Genomic DNA, 20387 nt, shown 5'->3' with positions numbered 1-20387 from the left:
TGCCTTCTTGTGCCCCGGCGGGTGGAAACCGAGGATGAAGACGGTTCCCGAAAGGAACCTGCTTACTCCCTATAACCACCTAGGAGACACCATGACCACCGGTGTTGTCGAGATCCCCGGCTACATCGCCGGCACGTGGGTCATCGACCCGGTCCACTCCACCGTCGGCTTCACCGTCCGGCACCTGATGATCAGCAAGGTGCGGGGCCGGTTCGGCACCGTCGAGGGCACCATCGTGACGGCCCCCGAGGTGCTGGACTCCGGCGTCACCGCCACCGTCGACCTCGCCTCCATCGACACCGGCAACGCCCAGCGCGACGAGCACGTCCGGTCGGCCGACTTCCTGGACGTGGCGAAGTTCCCCGCCATGACCTACCGCTCGACCGGCCTGCGCCGGAACGGCGACGACTTCGTGCTGGACGGCGAGCTGACGCTCCGCGAGATCACCCGACCCGTCGCGCTGGACCTGGAGCTCGGCGGCTTCGGGCCCGACCTCACCCGCACCGACGGCGGCGGCGCCCGCATCGGCTTCACCGCGACCGGCGAGATCGACCGCCTGGAGTACGGGGTGGGCGACGCCGGGGCGCTGCCCGGCGGCGGCGTCGGCCTCGGCCAGAAGGTGCAGGTCATCCTGGAGATCCAGGCCGCCCTCCAGGACTAGCCGACGGCGTCGAGCAGCGCGGGCAGCTCCGCCAGGGACGCGATGCGGGAAACGTCCTCGGCGCCGCCCGCCCCCGCGCGGTCGAGCCAGACGCCGTGCAGCCCGGCCGCCGCGGCGCCGCGGGCGTCCACCTCCAGCCGGTCGCCGACGTAGGCGACCTCGCCGGGCGCCAGGCCGAGCCCGGCGCAGGCCGCGCGGAAGATCCGCGGGTCCGGCTTTGCGGCCCCGGCCGCGCCCGAGGCCAGCACGTAGGGCAGGACGGCGCCGAGGCCGAGCCGCTCGACCTTGGCGCGCTGGCCGACGCCGTCGCCGTTGGTGACGACGCCGAGCCGGCGCCCGCGCAGCGCGGCGAGCGCCGGGCCGACGTCGGGGAAGGCCCGCCAGGCGGCCTCGTAGCGGGCGAGGTAGCCGGCGAGCCAGGCGTCGGCGCGGGCCTCGTCCCAGTCGCCGAGGCCGAGCTCGCGGGCGAGCGCGGTGACGCGGAAGCGGCGCTGCCCCGTCCAGTCGAGGTCGCCGGCCAGGTAGCGGCGGTCGGCCTCCCAGGCCAGCTCGGTCCAGCGCGCCGCGAGGGGCCCGGGGTCGCGGTCGGGGAAGCCCGCGGTGACCGCCTCGTCCATCGCGGCCGCGTGGTCGAGCAGCGTCCCGTCGAGGTCGAACAGCACGCCCCGCACGCTCATCCGGGGGCCTACAGCTCGACCGGGTAGTCGAGGGACAGCTCGTCGGCGGGGACGCCGCGGATGCCCCAGTTCACCGGCGGCACGTCCACGATGGTGATCTCCAGGTCGGCGGGGTCCAGCGCCAGGGCCGGGACGAGCCGGGCGTACAGGTCGCGGACGAGGCCGCGCTTGGCTTCGTCGCTCCGGCCGGTGAAGCAGAGGATCTCCACGATCAGGTAGCGGTCGCCGCGCATCGGGGCGACGAGGTCGCCGTCGTCCAGCAGCAGGAAGCGGTGGAAGCGCTTGCCGTCCGGCAGCCGCCAGGCGGCGCGCAGCGAGGCGTGCAGCAGGTCCGACAGCTCGCCCCGGCGGTCCGCCCACGCCGACCGCCGCCCGTACACCTTGATCTGTGCCATATCGGATGATCTTAGAGCGCGGCCGCGTCGCCGGGCGGCAGCCAGTCGCGGGCGGGGTCGTACTCCAGCCAGCGGCGGGCGCGGCCGGTCTCGGCGAGGGAGCGCAGCAGCGCGGGCAGCTCCGGGTGCCGGGCGGCGGCGTCCCAGACCAGCGACCACGCGTACAGCGGCGTCGGGTCCGCCAGCGGGACCGCGCGGACGCCCGGCACGTCCGGCAGGCGCGCGTCGGCGGGCAGCAGCGTGAACGCGCCGGGGACGTCGCGCACCGTCGCCAGCAGGTGCCCGGCACCGAGGTTGACGCCCTCGGCGCGGTCGTCGACGCCGAACCGGTCGGCGAAGGCGCGCAGGAAGTCCAGCCGCTCGGCGGCGGCGGGGAACAGCAGCCGCGAGCCGCCGAGGTCGGCGGGGCGCAGCACGTCCCGGCCCGCGAGGGGATGGTCCGCGCCGAGCAGGGCGTCCACCGGTTCGAGGCGGACGGGCCGGTGCGCGAGGGCGTCCCCGCGCGGGTGCCCGGTCGCGTGCACCCGCCCGAACCCGGCGTCGGTCTCGCCGCGCAGCAGCGCCTCCACGACGGAGGGCAGGTCGCGGGCCCGGCCGAGCTCGACGGCCGGCGCGGCGCCGGCCGCGATGGCCTCGCTGATCGTGCGGGCGGGGTCGTACAGGTGGCCCCACACGTCCACCCGCAGCGGGCGGCCGTCCGCGCGGACGGCCGCCACGGCGGCGTCGGCGGCGGCCAGGGCGCGGCGCGCGGGCTCCAGGAACCGCCGTCCGGTCGCGGTGAGCTCCACGCCCTGCCCGCGCTCCAGCAGCCGGGCGCCGAGCCGCTCCTCCAGGCGCGCGACGCGCTTGGACAGCGCCTGCTGCGTCACCGCCAGCTCCGCCGCCGCGCGCCCGAAGTGCCGCGTCCCGGCCACCGCGACGAACGCCCGCACCTGCGCCAGATCCAGATCCATTGACGGGCGCGCGCTCAGGACATGCCGAACCAGCCGGGCACGTCCAGGCGCCACAGGTCGTCGGGCGTCATCGTGCGGAGGGCGTCCTCGACGTCGCGCAGCCGGCCGTCGCCGAGGGCGGCGGCCCAGCGGGCGCGGGCGGCGTCGAAGGCGCGCTCGGAGCGGGCGAGCGCGTCGGAGCCGTGCGGGGTGAGGCGGACGACCTTGCGGCGCGCGTCCAGCGGGTCGCGGCTCCGCTCGACGTACCCGAGGCGCTCCAGCGCGTCGATCGTCTTGCCCGCCGCCTGCTTGGTGACACCGAGCCGCTGCCCGAGCTCGACCGCGGTGCTGCCGCGCGGCCCGATCGCCTGGAAGACGAACCCGTGCAGCGGCTTCAGGTGCGGGTGGCCGTGCGCGGCGAGCTCGGCGTGCGCCTCGTCGATGATCGTGCGGAAGGCCAGGAACAGGCGGAGCGGCAGCTCGAACCCCGGCGGATCCTCGGTCGGCATGCGCACGACCCTAGACCAGGCGGCGCTACACGCCGAGGTAGGCCAGCACCGCGAGGACGCGGCGGTTGTCGTCCTCCGACACCGGCAGCCCGAGCTTGGCGAAGATGTTGTTGGTGTGCTTGCCGATCGCCTTGTCGGTGACGAACAGCGCGCTCGCGATCGCGGCGTTGGAGCGGCCCTCGGCCATCAGCCCGAGCACCTCGCGCTCGCGCGGCGTCAGCATCTGCAGCGGCTCCTCGCGGGCGCGGCGGGTGAGGAGCTGCGCGACGACGTCGGGGTCCAGGGCGGTGCCGCCGGCGGCGACGCGGCGGACCGCGTCGACGAACTGGCCGACGTCCGACACCCGGTCCTTCAGCAGGTAGCCGATGCCGCCCGAGCCGTCGGTGAGCAGCTCGCGGGCGTAGAGCCGCTCGACGTGCTGGGACAGCACCAGCACCGGCAGGCCCGGGACCTCCCGGCGGGCGGCGAGCGCCGCCGCCAGCCCCTCGTCGGTGAAGGTCGGCGGCAGCCGCACGTCCACCACCGCGACGTCGGGCCGGTGCGCGGTGAGCGCGCGGAGCAGCGACGGGCCGTTGTCGACGGCCTCCACCACCTCGAACCCGAACGCCTCCAGCAGGCGGATCAGCCCGTCCCGGAGGAGGGCGAGGTCCTCGGCGATGACGACGCGCACGGCAGCTCCATGGTCACGACGGTCGGCCCGCCGGGGGGACTGGTCACCGCCATCGTCCCATCGAACGCCGCCAGCCGCCGTTCGATGCCGCGCATGCCGCCGCCCTGCGCGGGGTCGGCGCCGCCCGCGCCGTCGTCGCCGACCAGCAGCACCAGCCGGTCCGGATCCTGCTCGATCTGCACCCACGCGCGCCGCGCGCCGCTGTGCTTGACGACGTTGGCGAGCATCTCGGCCACCGCGAAGTAGGCGGCCGACTCCACCGGCGCGTCGGTGCGGCCCCGCAGGCCGATCCGCACGTCCACCGGGATCGGCAGGGTGAGCGCGAGCGCCCGCACCCCGCCGTCCAGGCCGCGCTCGGCGAGCACCGGCGGGTGGATGCCGCGCACCAGGTCGCGCAGCTCGGTGAGGGCCTGGCCGCTCGCGGCGCGGGCCTCGGCCAGCAGCCCGCGGGCGGCGTCGGGGTCGCGCTTCATCAGCTCCTCGGCGAGCCCGATGTGCATGCTGAGCGCGACGAGCCGCGCCTGCGCGCCGTCGTGCAGGTCGCGCTCGATGCGGCGCAGCTCGGCGGCCGAGGCGTCCACGGCGTCGGCGCGGGTCGCGGTGAGCTCCCGGACGCGCGCGGCGAGCGCGCCCCGCGTCGGCGCGAGCAGCGACCGGTTGAACAGCGCGTGCCCCTTCAGGATCCCCTCGCCGAGCGCCGCGCCCAGCACGACCAGCAGGGCGCCGAGGGCGATCGACCCGACCGACCCGACGATCCCCCAGTCGTCCAGCATCCAGAACGGGCCCCAGCCGAACGTGGCGACGTGCCCGATCCAGGGGGCGACGGCGACGCCCTCGACGCCGTACACCACGAGCGCGGCGGGCAGCAGCCCGAGCAGCAGCCCGACGGGGACGTTGAGGAGCGTCCACAGCAGGTCCCGCCAGGTCGCCGGGTCGCGCAGCATCGCCGCGACCCGCCGGAACGGCGACCCGGCCGGGGGCAGCGGCCGGTAGGGGGAGGGGACGTCCACTCCCGACCACTCGGCCGCCCACGCCCGCTGCCGGTCCGCCAGCGCGCGCGTCGCGAGGACGGCGGCGGGCAGCAGGAACAGGCCGGCGCCGACCGGGAGCAGCGCGATCGACACCACCGTCACCACGAACAGCGGGATGCACGCCGCCTGGGAGAGGACGGCCTGCACGAGACCGCGCACGCCCACCGTCCAGGCCCGCCGGACCGTCTTCGCCAGGAACTCCGTCACGCCCCCATTCTGCGGCGGCCCGGGCGCCCGCGGCAGTGGTGCCAGGCCCACCATCGCCGCGTCCGGGAGGGGTCCTGTTCCGCGCGCGGGGCGACAAGCGGCCCCCGAACCGCGAGAATGCGAGGCGACATCCAGGGGAGAAAGCGAATCGAACACGTGACAGCGACCATCAACCAGCCCGCCGACGACCAGGCCGCCGCGGGCGGCCCGCCCCCGGTCACGCAGCGGATCGCCGCCGAGCTCGGCGTCCGCGAGAACCAGGTGCGCGTCGCGGTGGACCTGCTCGACGGCGGCTCCACCGTCCCGTTCATCGCCCGCTACCGCAAGGAGGCGACCGGCGCCCTCGACGACGCCCAGCTGCGGGCGCTGGAGGAGCGCCTGCGCTACCTGCGCGAGCTGGACGAGCGGCGGGCGGCGATCCTGGAGTCCATCGAGTCCCAGGGCAAGCTGACCGGCGAGCTGCGCGCCCAGATCATGGCCGCCGACGCCAAGGCCCGCCTGGAGGACATCTACCTGCCCTACAAGCCGAAGCGGCGCACCAAGGCGCAGATCGCCCGCGAGGCCGGCCTGGAGCCGCTCGCCGACGCGCTGTTCGGCGACCCGTCGCAGGACCCCCAGGCCACCGCCGCCGGCTACGTCGACGCCGGCAAGGGCGTCGCCGACGCGGCCGCCGCGCTGGAGGGCGCCCGCGCCATCCTCGTCGAGCGGTTCGCCGAGGACGCCGACCTCATCGGCGCGCTCCGCGAGAAGATGTGGACGACCGGCCGCATGGTGTCCAGGGTCCGCGCGGGCAAGGAGGAGGCCGGGGCCAAGTTCTCCGACTACTTCGACTTCGCCGAGCCCTTCGCCAAGCTGCCCTCGCACCGCGTCCTCGCGCTGCTGCGCGGCGAGAAGGAGGAGGTCCTCGACCTCGACCTGGAGCCGGAGGAGACCGGCGACGACGCGCCCGCCCGCTCGTCCTACGAGATCGAGATCGCCCGCCGGTTCGGCGTCCGCGACCAGGGCCGCGCCGCCGACAGGTGGCTGCTGGACGCCGTCCGCTGGGCCTGGCGCACCCGCATCCTGGTCCACCTCGGCATCGACCTGCGCACCCGGCTGCGCCAGGAGGCCGAGGACGAGGCCGTCAAGGTGTTCGCCGCGAACCTGCGCGACCTGCTGCTCGCCGCGCCCGCCGGCACCCGCGCCACCATGGGCCTCGACCCGGGCCTGCGCACCGGCGTCAAGGTCGCGGTCGTGGACGGCACCGGCAAGGTCGTCGCCACCGACACGATCTTCCCGCACGAGCCGCGCCGCCGCTGGGACGAGTCGATCGAGACGCTCGCCCGCCTCGCCCGCGAGCACGAGGTGGACCTGGTGTCCATCGGCAACGGCACGGCCTCGCGCGAGACCGACAAGCTCGCCGCCGACCTCATCGCCCGCCACCCCGACCTGAACCTCACCAAGATCATGGTGTCGGAGGCGGGCGCGTCGGTGTACTCGGCGTCGGAGTACGCCGGCCGCGAGCTGCCCGGCATGGACGTCTCGCTGCGCGGCGCGGTCTCCATCGCCCGCCGCCTCCAGGACCCGCTGGCCGAGCTGGTGAAGATCGACCCCAAGTCCATCGGGGTCGGCCAGTACCAGCACGACCTGTCGGAGGTGAAGCTGTCGCGGTCGCTGGACGCCGTCGTCGAGGACTGCGTGAACGCCGTCGGCGTGGACGTCAACACCGCGTCGGCGCCGCTGCTCACCCGCGTGTCGGGCATCGGCACCGGCCTCGCCGAGAACATCGTCGCCCACCGCGACGCCAACGGCCCCTTCCGCAGCCGGAGCGGGCTGAAGGAGGTGCCGCGGCTCGGCGCCAAGGCGTTCGAGCAGTGCGCCGGATTCCTGCGCATCCCCGGCGGCGACGACCCGCTGGACGCCTCGGCCGTCCACCCCGAGTCCTACCCGGTCGTCCGGCGCATCCTGGACGCCGCCGGCGGCGACCTCAAGGGCCTCGTCGGCAACACCGCCGTGCTGCGCGGGCTGCGGCCCGCCGACTTCGTCGACGGCACCTTCGGGCTGCCGACCGTCACCGACATCCTCGCCGAGCTCGACAAGCCCGGCCGCGACCCGCGCCCGGCGTTCAAGACGGCCACCTTCAAGGAGGGCGTCGACAAGCTGTCGGACCTGGAGAAGGGGATGCTGCTGGAGGGCGTCGTCACCAACGTCGCCGCGTTCGGCGCGTTCGTGGACGTCGGCGTCCACCAGGACGGCCTGGTGCACATCTCCGCCATGTCGGACAAGTTCGTGGCCGATCCGCGCGACGTCGTCAAGCCCGGCGACATCGTCCGGGTGCGGGTCCTGGACGTCGACCTGCCGCGCAAGCGGATCTCGCTGACGCTGCGCCTGGAGGACGCCCCCGAGGGCGCCCGCCGCGGCGGCCGTCCGGGCCGTCCCGAGGGCGCCCGTCCGGAAGGCGGCGGCGGCCGGAACCAGGGCGGCGGGCGCGGCCAAGGCGGCGGCGGGCGCGGCCAGGGCGGCCGGGGCCAGGGCGGCGGCGGGGGAGCCCGCCGCGAGCCGCAGGGCGGCGGCGGCAGCGGCGCGATGGCCGACGCGCTGCGCCGCGCCGGCCTCGACAAGGGCCTGCCCCGCCAGGACCGCAAGGGCCGCTGACGCGACGAGGCCCCGTCCCCCGGATTCCGGGTGACGGGGCCTCCGCGTCCGCTCAGCCTCGCTCGTCCGGGTCCTGCGGCCCGCGGATCGGCTGGCGCGGCAGCTGCTGCCGGGAATGCGGCGGTGGCCTGTACTGGCCGAGCGGGTCCTGCGCGTAGGGGCTGCGCTGCGGCGGCTGCTGGGGAGGCTGCGGCGGCTGCGGGTAGGGCTCCTGCGACGGCGCCGCCAGGATCCCGCCGTCCAGGGGCGACAGGCCCGACGTCGGGCGCCGGTGGGCGGGGCCGCCGAACGGATCCTGGGCGGGCGCGACCGCCTCGGGCTCGTACGCCTCGTGCTGGGCGAGCGGCCGGTGCCGGGGGAACTGCAGGACGGCGGCGACGGCGACGGCGAGCGCGACCAGGCGCAGCAGCCCGTGCAGGCCGCCCGACGGCCACTGCTCCCCGTACAGGAAGGTGCCCATCAGCAGCAGGTAGGTCTTGGCGCTGACCGTCATGACGGCCGCCACGATCGTCACCCGGCAGCGCTGGAACGCCGCGACCATGATGCCGAAGCCGATCGCCGCCGACAGGACCGTGATGTAGGGGTAGGCGGTGGCGAGGATGCCGAGGCCGAGGTGCCCGTGGTCGGCCCACCCCTTGATCGCCAGCTCGGCGGTGCCGACCGGGAACCCCGACGACAGGCCGTAGGCGATGCCGGTGACCGGGCGGGCGTGCCGGCCGTCGGGCCGGTGGTCCTCGAACACCAGCACCGCGAGCGGCACCACCACCGCCGGGGCGAGCGAGACGGCGAGCTTCCAGGCCGGCACGTCCACCGCGTGGATCGGCGGCGGGTGCCCGATGGAGGCGGCCAGCAGCAGGATCGCGACGCCGATGAGCGCCAGGCTGAGCCACTCGCGGGCGGTCAGCCGGTCGCCGAACCAGACCATCGCGATGACGATCAGCGGCAGCACCCCGGACATGAAGATCGGCACCGCGACGCCGAGCGACAGCTTGGCCAGCGCGAGGATCTGCAGGCTGAGCCCGCCGAGCACCAGGGCCAGCGCGATGAGGAAGACCCAGCTCGACAGGATCGTCCAGATCATGTGCAGGATCCGGTTGCCCCGCAGCGGTGCCATCCGGTCCGCCGCGATCTTGAAAAGGGCGAAGCCGAGGTAGTACAGCGCGGTGGCCGCGAAAGCCGCAACTATCCCGTTCATCCCGGACGAGTATGGAGGACACCGTGCGTTATGTCACACGTGCAGGTCGGAGCGCGAAACGTGCGTGCAACAATGGGCGGATAGGCGTCGCGAGCGCCGGCCGCACCCCGCCGCGCACCCCCGCGCGGTCCGCGGCCGGTCGATCACCCGTGTGATCGTTCCCGCGATGTCCCCGCCGTGTCCGCAGGAAGCGCCGCGACCCCATAGACTTGGCGCGCGGAGGCGCGGTGCCGGTTCTTCGGCGTGCCCGCGCCCGCCCGAGAGCCTGAAGGTGCCGATGGCGGGACCGATGGCTGAGCACGCGTCGAACGCCGCGGCCGAGACAGCGCCCGATCAAGGAGACACACCCCAGTGAAGACCGATGTCGAGGAGCTGACCCCCACCCGGGTCAAGCTCACCGTCGAGGTTCCGTTCGACGAGCTCAAGCCGAACCTCGACAAGGCGTACAAGGAGATCTCGCAGCAGGTGCGGATCAAGGGCTTCCGGCCCGGCAAGGTCCCCGCCCCGCTGATCGACAAGTACGTCGGCCGGGGTGCCGTCCTGCAGGAGGCCGTGAACGACGCGCTGCCCGAGCTGTACGGGCGCGCCGTCGAGGAGACCGAGATCTTCGTGCTCGGCCAGCCCGACGTCGAGGTCACCGAGCTGAACGACGGCGAGCAGTTCGCGTTCACCGCCGAGGTCGACATCCGGCCGAAGTTCGACGTGCCCGACTACGACGGCATCGAGGTCGTCGTCGACGACGCCGAGGTCACCGAGGAGCAGGTCGAGGAGACCCTCGGCAACCTGCGCGAGCGCTTCGCCTCCCTCACCACCGTCGAGCGGCCCGCCGAGTCCGGCGACTTCGCCACGATCGACCTCACCGCCGTCATCGACGGCGAGACCGTCGAGGACGCCGCCACCAGCGGCTACTCCTACGAGGTCGGCAGCGGCTCGGCCATCGAGGGCCTCGACGACGCCGTCACGGGCCTGTCGGCCGGCGACAGCAAGACCTTCACCGCGCCCCTCGCCGGCGGCGAGCGCGCGGGCGAGGAGGCCGAGGTCACCGTCACCGTCCAGTCGGTGAAGACCAAGGACCTGCCCGCGGCCGACGACGAGTTCGCGCAGATGGCCTCGGAGTTCGACACCGTCGAGGAGCTGCGCGCGGACGTGCGCACCCGCCTCGGCCGCCAGGTCAAGCTGCAGCAGCTCTCCGACGCCCGCGACAAGGCGCTGGAGGCCCTGCTGGAGAAGGTCGAGATCCCGCTGCCCGACGCGGTCGTCGACGACGAGGTGAACCGCCGCTTCCAGCAGCTGGAGCAGCAGCTCGCCATGTCCGGCATGACCAAGGAGGCCTACCTGGCCGACGAGGGCAAGACCGAGGAGGAGTTCGACGCCGACGTCCGCTCCGCCGCGACCCTCGCCGTCAAGGGCGGCTTCGTCCTCGACCAGCTCGCCGTCCAGGAGGAGCTCGGCGTCGAGAACGAGGAGCTGTCGGAGTACGTCGTCACCCAGGCCATGCAGATGGGCGTCGCGCCGCAGCAGCTCGCCGAGTACCTGACGCAGAACAACCAGCTCCCCGCGATCGTCGCCGAGGTGCTGCGCAGCAAGGCGCTCAACCTGGTGGTGGAGAACGTCACCATCAAGGACGAGTCCGGCAACGTCATCGACCCCGAGACGGTCCAGAACGAGCTGAACGCCGCGGCGGGCGAGACCGTCGAGGCCGCCGGCGAGGAGGCCGCCGAGGAGGCGCAGGAGATCGCCGACGCCGCCGCCGACGCGCAGCAGGCCGACGAGGCCGACGCGCTGGCGGCGAAGGAGGCGAACGCCGACGCGTCCGCCGCCGTCGACGCCGAGATCGACGCCGCCGCCAAGAAGGACGCCTGAGCGTCCGCCCGGGGCCCGCAGGGGCCTCATAGCACGTCACCGGGCACGCCCCGCATCCGCACCGGCGGATGCGGGGCGTCCCCCTTTGCGGGATCTTCAAGCCCGGATACGCCCCTGGCGAAAAGGCGGCCCTCCGGGCTTAAGCGGGGTGGCGGGCGCGTTAATGTCCAATCATCCGTACCGATTAAAGGACCGGAGGAACACCCGGTGCACATGCCTCCGACTTTCGAGTCGTCCCAGGTCCAGGCGCGGGTCGCCGAGGCGCCCCTGCTGCCCCTGGGGGACCAGCTCTTCCAGCGGCTCCTGCGCGAGCGCATCGTCTTCCTCGGCCAGCAGGTCGACGACGACATCGCCAACCGCATCTGCGCCGAGCTCCTGCTGCTGGCCGCCGACGACGGCCGGCGCGACATCACGCTCTACATCAACTCGCCCGGCGGCTCGGTCACGGCCGGCATGGCGATCTACGACATCATGCAGTACGTGCCGAACGACATCGTGACGGTCGGCATGGGCCTCGCGGCGTCCATGGGGCAGTTCCTGCTCTGCGCCGGCACGCCGGGCAAGCGCTACGCGCTCCCGCACGCGCGGATCATGATGCACCAGCCGTCCGGCGGCATCGGCGGCACGGCCTCCGACATCAAGATCCAGGCCGAGCAGATGCTGTACGTCAAGAAGACGCTCGCCGAGAAGATCGCCGAGCACACCGGCCAGTCCCTCGAGCAGATCGAGGCCGACTCCGACCGCGACCGCTGGTTCACCGCCGACGAGGCCAAGGACTACGGCCTCGTCGACCACGTGGTGCTGAGCGCCACCCAGGTGCCCTCCGCGGGCCCCGTCTCCTGACGACCGAAGACCTACGGAGGCACTGAAGTGAGCGACCTGATCCGTCCCCAGATCCACGCGGGCGGCCTGGCACCCCAGGTGGACAACCGCTACATCATCCCGTCGTTCGTCGAGCGCACCACGTACGGCGTCAAGGAGATGAACCCGTACAACAAGCTGTTCGAGGAGCGCATCATCTTCCTCGGCGTGCAGATCGACGACGCGTCGGCCAACGACGTGATGGCCCAGCTGATCACGCTGGAGTCGATCGACCCCGACCGCGACATCAGCATCTACATCAACTCGCCCGGCGGCTCCTTCACCGCCATGACGGCGATCTACGACACGATGCAGTTCGTCAAGCCCGACGTGCAGACGGTCTGCATCGGCCAGGCCGCCTCGGCCGCGGCCGTGCTGCTCGCCGCCGGCACGCCCGGCAAGCGCGCCGCGCTGCCGAACTCGCGGATCCTGATCCACCAGCCCGCGACCGAGGGCACCTACGGGCAGTCCAGCGACATCGAGATCCAGGCCCGCGAGATCATGCGGATCCGCGACCTGCTGGAGACGATCCTGTCCCAGCACAGCGGCAAGAGCCTGGAGGAAGTCCGCAAGGACATCGAGCGCGACAAGATCCTCACGGCCGACGAGGCCAAGACCTACGGGCTGATCGACGATGTCTTCGTCAGCAGGAAGCGTAAAGCAGAGGTAGTGTCGTCCTGAGACGACGCATGGATGTGGGTGATCCCCTGCCCGGTCGTCCTTCTTCCGGGCCGGGGGCTTACCAACCCCGTTGGAGACGGTAACGTCGATTCCAACGTCGAGAGCCTTCGGGACGCAACGCAGCTGCGCCGCAACCTCTCAGGCGGGCGGCCCCACGAAAAGGAGACAGTTGGGTGGCACGCATCGGCGACGGTGGTGACCTGCTGAAGTGCTCGTTCTGCGGAAAGAGCCAGAAGCAGGTCAAGAAGCTCATCGCGGGCCCGGGCGTGTACATCTGCGACGAGTGCATCGATCTCTGTAACGAGATCATCGAGGAGGAGCTCTCCGAGACCTCCGACCTCAAGTGGGACAGCCTGCCCAAGCCGCGCGAGATCTACGAGTTCCTCGACGGCTACGTCATCGGGCAGGAGACGGCCAAAAAGGCGCTTTCGGTCGCCGTCTACAACCACTACAAGCGGATCCAGTCCGGTGACACCGGCCGGGACGACGCGGTCGAGCTGGCCAAGTCGAACATCCTGCTGCTCGGTCCCACCGGATCCGGGAAGACGCTGCTCGCGCAGACGCTCGCCAAACTCCTCAACGTCCCGTTCGCGATCGCGGACGCCACGGCGCTGACGGAGGCCGGATATGTCGGCGAGGATGTCGAGAACATCCTCCTGAAACTGATCCAGGCGGCCGACTACGACGTCAAGAAGGCCGAGACCGGGATCATCTACATCGACGAGGTCGACAAGATCGCCCGCAAGAGCGAGAACCCGTCGATCACCCGGGACGTCTCAGGGGAGGGCGTCCAGCAGGCGCTGCTGAAGATCCTGGAGGGGACCACCGCGAGCGTGCCGCCGCAGGGCGGCCGCAAGCACCCCCACCAGGAGTTCATCCAGATCGACACCACCAACGTGCTGTTCATCTGCGGCGGCGCGTTCGCCGGCCTGGAGAAGATCGTCGAGTCGCGGGTCGGCAAGCAGGGCATGGGCTTCGGCGCGGTGATCCGCTCCAAGACCGAGTTCAGCGCCTCCTCGGCCCACCTCGCCGACGTGATGCCCGAGGACCTGCTGAAGTTCGGGATGATCCCGGAGTTCATCGGGCGGCTGCCGGTCATCACCAGCGTGCACAACCTGGACCGGGAAGCGCTGATCAACATCCTGACCGAGCCGAAGAACGCCCTGGTGCGCCAGTACCACCGGCTGTTCGAGCTCGACGGGGTGGACCTGGAGTTCACCGACGACGCCCTGGAGGCGATCGCGGACCAGGCGATCCTGCGCGGGACCGGCGCCCGCGGGCTGCGCGCCATCATGGAGGAGGTCCTCCTGTCGGTCATGTACGAGGTGCCGTCCCGGGTCGACGTGGCCCGTGTCGTCATCACGCGCGAGGCCGTCCTGGAGCACGTGAACCCGACCCTGGTGCCGCGCGAGCGCAGCAAGCGCGAGCCGCGCGAGAAGAGCGCCTAGCGCCTAGCACGGCACGCGCGAACGGCCCCGGACGCCGCGTCCGGGGCCGTTCGCGCGTCCGGGGTCAGGCGGGGGCGTTCTTGGCGGACTCGCCGAGGCCGGCCTCGCGGGCCAGGACGATCGCCTGGGCGCGGTCGGCGACGTGCAGCTTCATGAAGATGTTCGACACGTGGTTGCGGACCGTCTTCTGGCTGAGGAACAGCGTCGCGGCGATCTCGGAGTTGCTGCGGCCCTGCGCGATCAGCTCCAGGACCTCCCGCTCGCGCTCGGTGAGCTGCGGGAACGCGGCCTGCCGCGGGTCGGGCATGTCGGTGAAGTAGGTGAGGACGCGGCGGGCGATCTCGGGCCCGTAGATGGCCTCGCCGGCGGCGACCGCGCGGACGGCGCGGGCGATCTCCTCGGCGCCCGACTCCTTCAGCAGGTAGCCGCGGGCGCCCGCGCGCATCGCCGCGAACACCGAGTCGTCGTCGCGGAACATGGTGAGGACGAGGACGCCGATGCGCGGGCTCGTGCGGGTGATGGTGCGGGTCGCCTCGATGCCGTTGCCGCCGGGCATGTGCAGGTCCATGACGACGACGTCGGGCTGCAGCTCGGCGGCGAGGCGGACCGCCTCGGGGCCGCTCTCGGCCTCGGCGGCGACGTCGATGCCGCCGAGCGCCTGGAGCAGGCCCTTCAGGCCCTGCCGGAACACCGGATGATCGTCGGTGATCAGGACCCGGATCGCGTCAGCGCTCATGTCCCCGCCCGCCCTTCCCGTTCGGTGGCCGATGATACGCGGGCACCGCCAGCGGGAGCCGGGCCGCGACGATGGTGCCGCCGCCCGTCCGCGAGGTGATGGTGCAGGTCCCGCCGACCTCGGCGGCGAGCTCGCGCATGGCGGCGAGCCCGCCGGGGCCCGCGCCGCGGGCCTGCTCGGGCAGCCCGACGCCCGAGTCGGCGATCATCAGGTGCAGGTCGGCGTCGCGGCTCACCAGGACGAGCGCGGTCGCCGCGCGGGCGTGCTTGCGGACGTTGGCGACGGCCTCGGAGACGATCCAGTACGCGGCGACCTCGACGGCCGCGGGCAGCCCCTCGGGGTCGCCGTCGAAGCGGACGTCGACGCGGTCGGCGGCGCCCTCGGCGAGGGACTCGACGGCCGCGACGAGGCCGAGGTCGTCCAGGGCGGGCGGCCGCAGCCCGTGCGCCAGCTCGCGGATCTCCCCGACGGCGGTGGCGAGGCGGTCGCGCAGCTCGGTCAGCACCGGCTCGATCCGCTCGGGCTCCCCGCCGAGGGTGAGCCGCGCGGCGTCCAGCGACATCGCCAGGCTGGCGAGCGTCGGGCCGAGGTCGTCGTGCAGGTCGTTGCGGAGCCGGCGGCGCTCCTCCTCGCGGGTGGCGAGGATGCGCTCGCGCGAGCGCTGCAGGTCGGAGGTGAGCCGCAGCAGGTGGGGGATGCTCGTCAGGTGCGCGACGGCGGCGCCCGCGGCGAACGCGCCCGCCAGGCCCGTGGCGCGCGCCAGCAGCGCTCGCATCCCGCACCACCTCCCGGCCGGCGTCCCCTCGACGTGTGGACTGCCAGCCTGAAGCAGGCGGTGACCCGATGTCAGGTGACCGGTGTCCCGACCGCGGCGGGAACCGGAATGATCATTTCGGGTGGGGCGGCCGGTGCGGCCCGTTCACGCAGTAGGACGCGCGAGCGGGCGGGAAGGTTCGCACGGCACGTGCCACCGCCCCGTTCCCCGTAGAATCCGGTCCCGTGACTCAGCCCAGCATGGAGCGCGGCCCGGAGGCCGCCGACGTCGACCTGCCCACGAAGTACCAACCGGCTAACGTCGAGGGCAGGCTTTACGAGCGCTGGGTATCCGCGGGCTACTTCGGCGCCGACGCGGCGCGGCGGCCGGACGCGCCGTCGTACTCGATCGTGATCCCGCCGCCGAACGTCACCGGCTCGCTGCACATGGGCCACGCCCTGGACCACTCCATCCAGGACGCCCTGGTCCGCCGCCGCCGCATGCAGGGCTACGAGACCCTCTGGGTGCCCGGCATGGACCACGCCGGCATCGCCACGCAGAACGTCGTCGAGCGCGAGCTGGCCAAGGAGGGCCTGTCCCGCCACGACCTCGGCCGCGAGGCGTTCGTCGACCGGGTGTGGAAGTGGAAGGCCGAGTCCGGCGGCCGCATCCTCGGCCAGATGCGCCGCCTCGGCGACAGCGTCGACTGGTCGCGCGAGGCGTTCACCATGGACGACCGGCGCGCCCGCGCCGTCCGCACCATCTTCAAGCGGCTGTTCGACGACGGCCTGATCTACCGCGCCGAGCGCATCATCAACTGGTGCCCGCGCTGCCTGACGGCCCTGTCGGACATCGAGGTCGAGCACGCCGAGCGCGAGGGCGAGCTCGTCTCCATCCGCTACTCCGACGACCTCGTCGTCGCCACCACGCGCGCCGAGACGATGCTCGGCGACACCGCCGTCGCCGTCCACCCCGACGACGACCGGTACAAGCACCTGGTCGGCACCGAGGTCGAGCTGCCGCTGACCGGCCGCCGCATCCCGATCGTCGCCGACGAGCACGTCGACCCGGCGTTCGGCACCGGCGCCGTCAAGGTCACCCCGGCGCACGACCCGAACGACTTCGAGATCGGCCGCCGCCACGACCTGCCGTCGCTGTCGGTCATGGACGAGCGCGGCGTCATCACCGCGCCCGGCCCGTTCCAGGGCCTGGACCGCTTCGAGGCGCGGCCCGCCGTCGTCGCCGCGCTCCGCGAGGACGGGCGGATCGTCAAGGAGGTCCGGCCCTACCTGCACGCGGTCGGGCACTGCCAGCGCTGCCAGACCGTCGTCGAGCCGCGCGTCTCGCTGCAGTGGTTCGTCAAGGTCGCGCCGCTCGCCAGGGCGGCGGGCGACGCCGTCCGCGACGGCCGCACCGCGATCCACCCGCCGGAGATGGCGCCCCGCTACTTCGAGTGGGTCGACAACATGCACGACTGGTGCATCAGCCGGCAGCTCTGGTGGGGCCACCGCATCCCCGTCTGGTACGGGCCGGACGGCGAGGTCGTCTGCCCGGGGCCGGACGAGGAGGCCCCGGCGGGCTGGACGCGGGACCCCGACGTCCTCGACACCTGGTTCTCCTCGGCGCTCTGGCCGTTCTCCACCCTCGGCTGGCCCGAGGAGGGCGCCGACCTGGCGCGCTTCTACCCGACGTCGGTGCTGGTCACCGGCTACGACATCCTGTTCTTCTGGGTCGCCCGGATGATGATGTTCGGGCTGTACGCGATGGACGGCGTCGTGCCGTTCGAGGCCATCGCCCTGCACGGCATGGTCCGCGACCAGAACGGCAAGAAGATGTCCAAGTCGTTCGGCAACGTCGTCGACCCGCTGGACTGGATCGACCGCTACGGCGCCGACGCCACCCGCTTCACGCTGCTGCGCGGCGCGAACCCCGGCGGCGACGTCCCGGTCGCCGAGGACTGGGCGCAGGGCTCGCGCAACTTCTGCAACAAGCTGTTCAACGCGACGCGGTTCGCGCTGATGAACGGCGCGCACGTGCGCGGGGACCTGCCCGCCGAGCTGACCACCGTCGACGCCTGGATCCTGTCGCGGCTGCAGACCGTCGTCGCCGATGTGGACGGCTACCTGGAGTCCTACGAGTTCGCCAAGGCGTGCGAGACCCTCTACCACTTCGCGTGGGACGAGGTCTGCGACTGGTACGTCGAGCTGTCCAAGGTGCAGCTGAACGACCACCGGGCGGACGCGACGCGCCGCGTCCTCGGCGAGGTGCTGGACACGCTGCTGCGGATGCTGCACCCGGTGATCCCGTTCGTCACCGAGGAGCTGTGGACGACGCTGACCGGCGCGGAGACCGTCGTCACCGCCGCCTGGCCCGCCGTCGACGGGGCGCGCGCCGACAAGGCCGCCGAGGCGACCGTCGAGTCGCTGCAGCGGCTGGTCACCGAGGTCCGCCGGTTCCGCGCCGACCAGGGCCTGAAGGCCGGGCAGCGCGTCGCCGCGGCGCTGGAGTGGGGCGACTCGCCGCTCGTCGCGCACGAGGAGGCCGTCCGGTCCCTGCTGCGCCTCACCGTGCCGGCCGAGGGCTTCACCGCCACCGCCTCGCTGCCGGTGGAGGGGGCCGTCGTCCGGCTCGACACCGCCGGGGCCATCGACGTGGCGGCCGAGCGCAAGCGGCTGGAGAAGGACCTGGCCGCCGCGCGCAAGGACGCCGCGCAGACCCGCGGGAAGCTCGGCAACGAGGCGTTCATGGCCAAGGCCCCCGAGGCCGTCGTCGCCAAGAACCGCGGCCGCCTCGCGCAGGCCGAGGCCGACATCGCGCGGCTGGAGTCCCAGCTCGCGGCGCTGCCGGCCGGCTGATCCGCGCGGCCCGGCCGTCCGCCTGCGGGCGGCCGCGCCGCGCGTTACGATCCGTTGCTGTTGGGATGATCTCGGATGCCTGGAGCGCAATGGGCGACGCACCGGACGCGGTGACCGATCCCGCGGGGGAGCGGCCCGCCTCGCCGTTCGCGGACTCCCCGCCCTGGTGGGCGGCCGAGCCCGCGGCGGAACTCGTCGGCGCGGGCACCGGCCCGCTGCCGGTGGCCGCCGCCCCCGACCGGCCGGCCGCGCCGCCGTTCGTCCACGACGTCCCTGTCCAGGCGGCACCCGCCGACGCGCCGCCCGCCCCCGCCGACGCGCCGCCCGCGCCGCCTGCCGCGCCGCGCTCTCGCCGCCCGTTCGTCCTCGGCGCCGCCGCGGCGCTCGCCGTCGCGGCGGCCGCCGGCGCCGCCGTCCTCGTCGCGGACCGGTCGCCCGAGCCGCTGCGCATCGCGATCCCCGCGTCCGCGGGCGGCCTGAGCCGCTCCGCCGCCGCCCCGTCCGCGAGCGCCGCCTACCCGTTCGTGGCGGGTCGGGCTGCCGACCTCGGCCTGCCGGTCCGGTCCGCCGTCTACACCGGCGCCGGCGCCCGCTCGGTGCTGTTCCTCGGCGGCACCGGCGAGATCGACGACCCGGCCGCGCTGCTGGCCCGGCTCCGCCCGGCGACCTTCATCTCCGCGCACGCCGTCCAGCCGGGCGCGGGCGGCGGCAAGGCCGCCTGCGGCCGCTTCGCCGTCCTCGCCGAGATCCACCAGTACTGCGCCTGGGCGACCGCCGACACCTTCGGCGTCCTCGCCTCCGACGTCCCCGTCGCCCCCACCGCGACCGGCGACCTCAGCCCCGTCCTCCGCACCCTCCGCCCCGCCCTGGAGCACCGCGGCTGACCGCCTCACACGTCGAACAGCCTCTCGGTATCGGCCCCCACCAGCTCCAGAACCCGGCCGACGAAGTAGACGGTGCCGAGCGCCACGACGTGCCGCCCGAGGCCGTCCAGCGCCAGGTCGGCGGCCTCGACCACCTGCCAGGACGCCGGCAGCGCCCGCTCGAAGCGCAGGTGCTCCTGCGGCAGCCGGACGAAGGTCACCGGCAGGTCGTCGAGCTCGGCGACCGCGCCGTCCAGGTCCTTGTGGTCGGGCAGGCAGACGAGGACGCGGTCCACCGAGCCCCAGCGGGCGCGGGCGGCGGCGAGCGCCACGGCGACGCCCCGGCGGTCGATGGCGGAGTCGGCGAGCACCTCGGTGCCCCCGGCGCGATGCCAGGACAGGCGGCCCGGCAGGCGGACCGAGCCGAGGACGGCGCGCAGCCGCGCGGGCGCCGGACCGGGCCGCCCGAGCTCGGCGAGGAGCCGCAGCGCCGCGCCGTACCCGGTGCGGGCCGCGTCCCGGCCGAGCCCGGCCGGCAGCAGGGCGGCGGGCAGCGCGGGCGGCGGCTCCGCGCCCGCCCCGTCCAGCCCCGCGAGGACGCGCGCCACCTCCGCGGACTGCGGGGCGGCGACCACGGCGCGGGTGCCGGGGCCGACGATCCCGGCCTTCTCCGCGGCGATCTCGGTGACGCTGTCGCCGAGCACCCCCAGGTGCTCGGCGAAGATCGGGGTGATGGCCGCCACCAGCGGCGGGTACAGGCTCACCTCGTCGGATTGGCCGCCCATGCCGGCCTCCAGCACGAGCGCGTCCGCGCCGGCGTCGGCGGCGTGCAGCACGCCCGCCAGCGTGAACAGCCCGGACGGCGACAGGTGGCCCCGGCCGGGCGCCGCCGGCAGCGCCGCCTCCAGCCGTCCGGCCAGCGCAGCGAACGCGTCCTCGGCGACGGCGCGCCCGTCCACCCGGATGCGGTCGCGGTTGCCGCGCAGCCCCGGGCTGGTCACGGTGCACACCCGCAGGCCCGCCGCCGCGAGCGTCGCGGAGGCGTAGACGGCCGCGGTGCCCTTGCCCTTCGACCCGACGACGGTGAGGACGGGCCGTCCGGCCTCGGCGGCGCCGAGCGCGGCCGCCATCTCCCGCGCCCGGCCGAGGTCGCGGCGCGAGCCGGTCGCGCGCGCCGTCCACTCCCGGAAGAACACCTCGTCCGCGCTCACCTGACCCGCCCCCTCGGATTGCGCCGCACCCGCGGCTCGATGCCCGCGCCGAGCGCGATCATCAGCACGGTGGCCGGCACGGTCGGCTCGTTCAGCCGCGCCGCCACCCGCGGCGGGTCCGCCCCCACTCTACGTAGACCCGGCGGCCGGGCCGCGTGCCGAGGACGGGCGCCGGGACGGCCCGGCGGCCGGGCCCCGCCGAGT

General features: G+C 73.9%; 18 protein-coding genes. 8 read left to right on the top strand and 10 right to left on the bottom strand.

The window, feature by feature from the left end; all coding sequences use genetic code 11:
- The first annotated feature begins 91 nt into the window (after positions 1 to 91).
- Positions 92 to 661, top strand: a complete 570-nt coding sequence (locus K1Y72_RS17050; RefSeq protein ID WP_220167333.1) for a YceI family protein — start codon at positions 92 to 94, stop codon at positions 659 to 661.
- Here K1Y72_RS17050 and K1Y72_RS17045 read toward each other — a convergent pair.
- From K1Y72_RS17045 to K1Y72_RS17020, 6 genes are read right to left on the bottom strand one after another with little or no spacing between them, the layout of a single operon-like run.
- Entirely contained in the window at positions 658 to 1338 is a 681-nt protein-coding gene (locus K1Y72_RS17045) for an HAD family hydrolase (protein ID WP_220167332.1), read from the bottom strand. The two genes, K1Y72_RS17050 and K1Y72_RS17045, sit on opposite strands and share 4 nt — an antisense overlap.
- A gap of 8 nt (positions 1339 to 1346) precedes the next feature.
- The gene (locus K1Y72_RS17040; RefSeq protein WP_220167331.1) at positions 1347 to 1733 is read right to left on the bottom strand and encodes a tautomerase family protein; all 387 of its coding nucleotides are present in this window, start codon (positions 1731 to 1733) and stop codon (positions 1347 to 1349) included.
- An 11-nt stretch (positions 1734 to 1744) separates the two neighbouring features.
- Positions 1745 to 2686, bottom strand: coding sequence for a LysR family transcriptional regulator (locus K1Y72_RS17035; protein ID WP_220167330.1), 942 nt, complete (start codon positions 2684 to 2686; stop codon positions 1745 to 1747).
- Positions 2687 to 2700: 14 nt separating this feature from the next.
- Positions 2701 to 3174 (bottom strand): MarR family winged helix-turn-helix transcriptional regulator, encoded by a 474-nt coding sequence (locus K1Y72_RS17030; RefSeq protein WP_220167329.1) that lies wholly within the window; start codon positions 3172 to 3174, stop codon positions 2701 to 2703.
- A 25-nt stretch (positions 3175 to 3199) separates the two neighbouring features.
- Positions 3200 to 3844, bottom strand: coding sequence for a response regulator (locus K1Y72_RS17025; RefSeq protein ID WP_220167328.1), 645 nt, complete (start codon positions 3842 to 3844; stop codon positions 3200 to 3202).
- Positions 3796 to 5082, bottom strand: a complete 1287-nt coding sequence (locus tag K1Y72_RS17020; protein WP_308287113.1) for a sensor histidine kinase — start codon at positions 5080 to 5082, stop codon at positions 3796 to 3798. Before K1Y72_RS17020 ends, K1Y72_RS17025 begins: the two co-directional genes overlap by 49 nt.
- Positions 5083 to 5238: 156 nt before the next feature.
- Between K1Y72_RS17020 and K1Y72_RS17015 the strand changes: the two genes are divergently transcribed.
- Positions 5239 to 7716 (top strand): Tex family protein, encoded by a 2478-nt coding sequence (locus K1Y72_RS17015; protein ID WP_308287112.1) that lies wholly within the window; start codon positions 5239 to 5241, stop codon positions 7714 to 7716.
- A gap of 52 nt (positions 7717 to 7768) precedes the next feature.
- Here K1Y72_RS17015 and K1Y72_RS17010 read toward each other — a convergent pair whose 3' ends face one another.
- A complete protein-coding gene (locus tag K1Y72_RS17010; RefSeq protein ID WP_220167325.1) occupies positions 7769 to 8911 on the bottom strand; it encodes a DMT family transporter in 1143 nt (380 codons plus the stop codon).
- A 351-nt stretch (positions 8912 to 9262) separates the two neighbouring features.
- Between K1Y72_RS17010 and tig the strand changes: the two genes are divergently transcribed.
- From tig to clpX, 4 genes are all read left to right on the top strand, one after another.
- Positions 9263 to 10774 carry a trigger factor gene (tig, locus tag K1Y72_RS17005; protein ID WP_220167324.1) on the top strand — a complete coding sequence of 504 codons (1512 nt, stop codon included), beginning with the start codon at positions 9263 to 9265 and terminating at the stop codon, positions 10772 to 10774.
- Positions 10775 to 10987: 213 nt separating this feature from the next.
- Positions 10988 to 11617, top strand: a complete 630-nt coding sequence (locus tag K1Y72_RS17000; RefSeq protein ID WP_258572568.1) for a ClpP family protease — start codon at positions 10988 to 10990, stop codon at positions 11615 to 11617.
- A gap of 27 nt (positions 11618 to 11644) precedes the next feature.
- Positions 11645 to 12316: an ATP-dependent Clp protease proteolytic subunit gene (locus K1Y72_RS16995; protein WP_308287111.1), complete on the top strand. Its 672-nt coding sequence runs from the start codon at positions 11645 to 11647 to the stop codon at positions 12314 to 12316.
- Between the two features lie 173 nt (positions 12317 to 12489).
- Complete coding sequence (clpX, locus tag K1Y72_RS16990; protein WP_220167323.1) at positions 12490 to 13764, top strand: ATP-dependent Clp protease ATP-binding subunit ClpX; 1275 nt, start codon at positions 12490 to 12492, stop codon at positions 13762 to 13764.
- Between the two features lie 64 nt (positions 13765 to 13828).
- Here the strand turns inward: clpX and K1Y72_RS16985 are convergent, their stop codons facing one another.
- Together K1Y72_RS16985 and K1Y72_RS16980 are read right to left on the bottom strand one after the other, a co-directional pair.
- On the bottom strand, positions 13829 to 14500 hold the full coding sequence (locus tag K1Y72_RS16985; RefSeq protein ID WP_220167322.1) for a response regulator transcription factor: 672 nt from the start codon (positions 14498 to 14500) through the stop codon (positions 13829 to 13831).
- Positions 14490 to 15275, bottom strand: coding sequence for a sensor histidine kinase (locus tag K1Y72_RS16980; RefSeq protein ID WP_220167321.1), 786 nt, complete (start codon positions 15273 to 15275; stop codon positions 14490 to 14492). The genes K1Y72_RS16985 and K1Y72_RS16980 overlap by 11 nt, the downstream gene beginning before the upstream one ends.
- 239 nt (positions 15276 to 15514) lie before the next feature.
- Here K1Y72_RS16980 and K1Y72_RS16975 point away from each other — a divergent pair, with 239 nt between their 5' ends.
- Both K1Y72_RS16975 and K1Y72_RS16970 read left to right on the top strand, forming a co-directional pair.
- Positions 15515 to 18109: a valine--tRNA ligase gene (locus K1Y72_RS16975; RefSeq protein WP_220167531.1), complete on the top strand. Its 2595-nt coding sequence runs from the start codon at positions 15515 to 15517 to the stop codon at positions 18107 to 18109.
- 89 nt (positions 18110 to 18198) lie between these two features.
- The gene (locus K1Y72_RS16970; protein ID WP_220167320.1) at positions 18199 to 18993 is read left to right on the top strand and encodes a hypothetical protein; all 795 of its coding nucleotides are present in this window, start codon (positions 18199 to 18201) and stop codon (positions 18991 to 18993) included.
- Positions 18994 to 18998: 5 nt separating this feature from the next.
- Here the strand turns inward: K1Y72_RS16970 and K1Y72_RS16965 are convergent, their stop codons facing one another.
- Complete coding sequence (locus tag K1Y72_RS16965) at positions 18999 to 20183, bottom strand: folylpolyglutamate synthase/dihydrofolate synthase family protein (RefSeq protein ID WP_308287110.1); 1185 nt, start codon at positions 20181 to 20183, stop codon at positions 18999 to 19001.
- Between the last annotated feature and the right edge of the window lie 204 nt (positions 20184 to 20387).

This window comes from Actinomadura parmotrematis, from assembly GCF_019458805.1.
GTDB lineage: Bacteria > Actinomycetota > Actinomycetes > Streptosporangiales > Streptosporangiaceae > Spirillospora > Spirillospora parmotrematis.
Note: the sequence above shows the minus strand (reverse complement) of the source record. Positions and strands in the feature narration are given on the sequence as shown.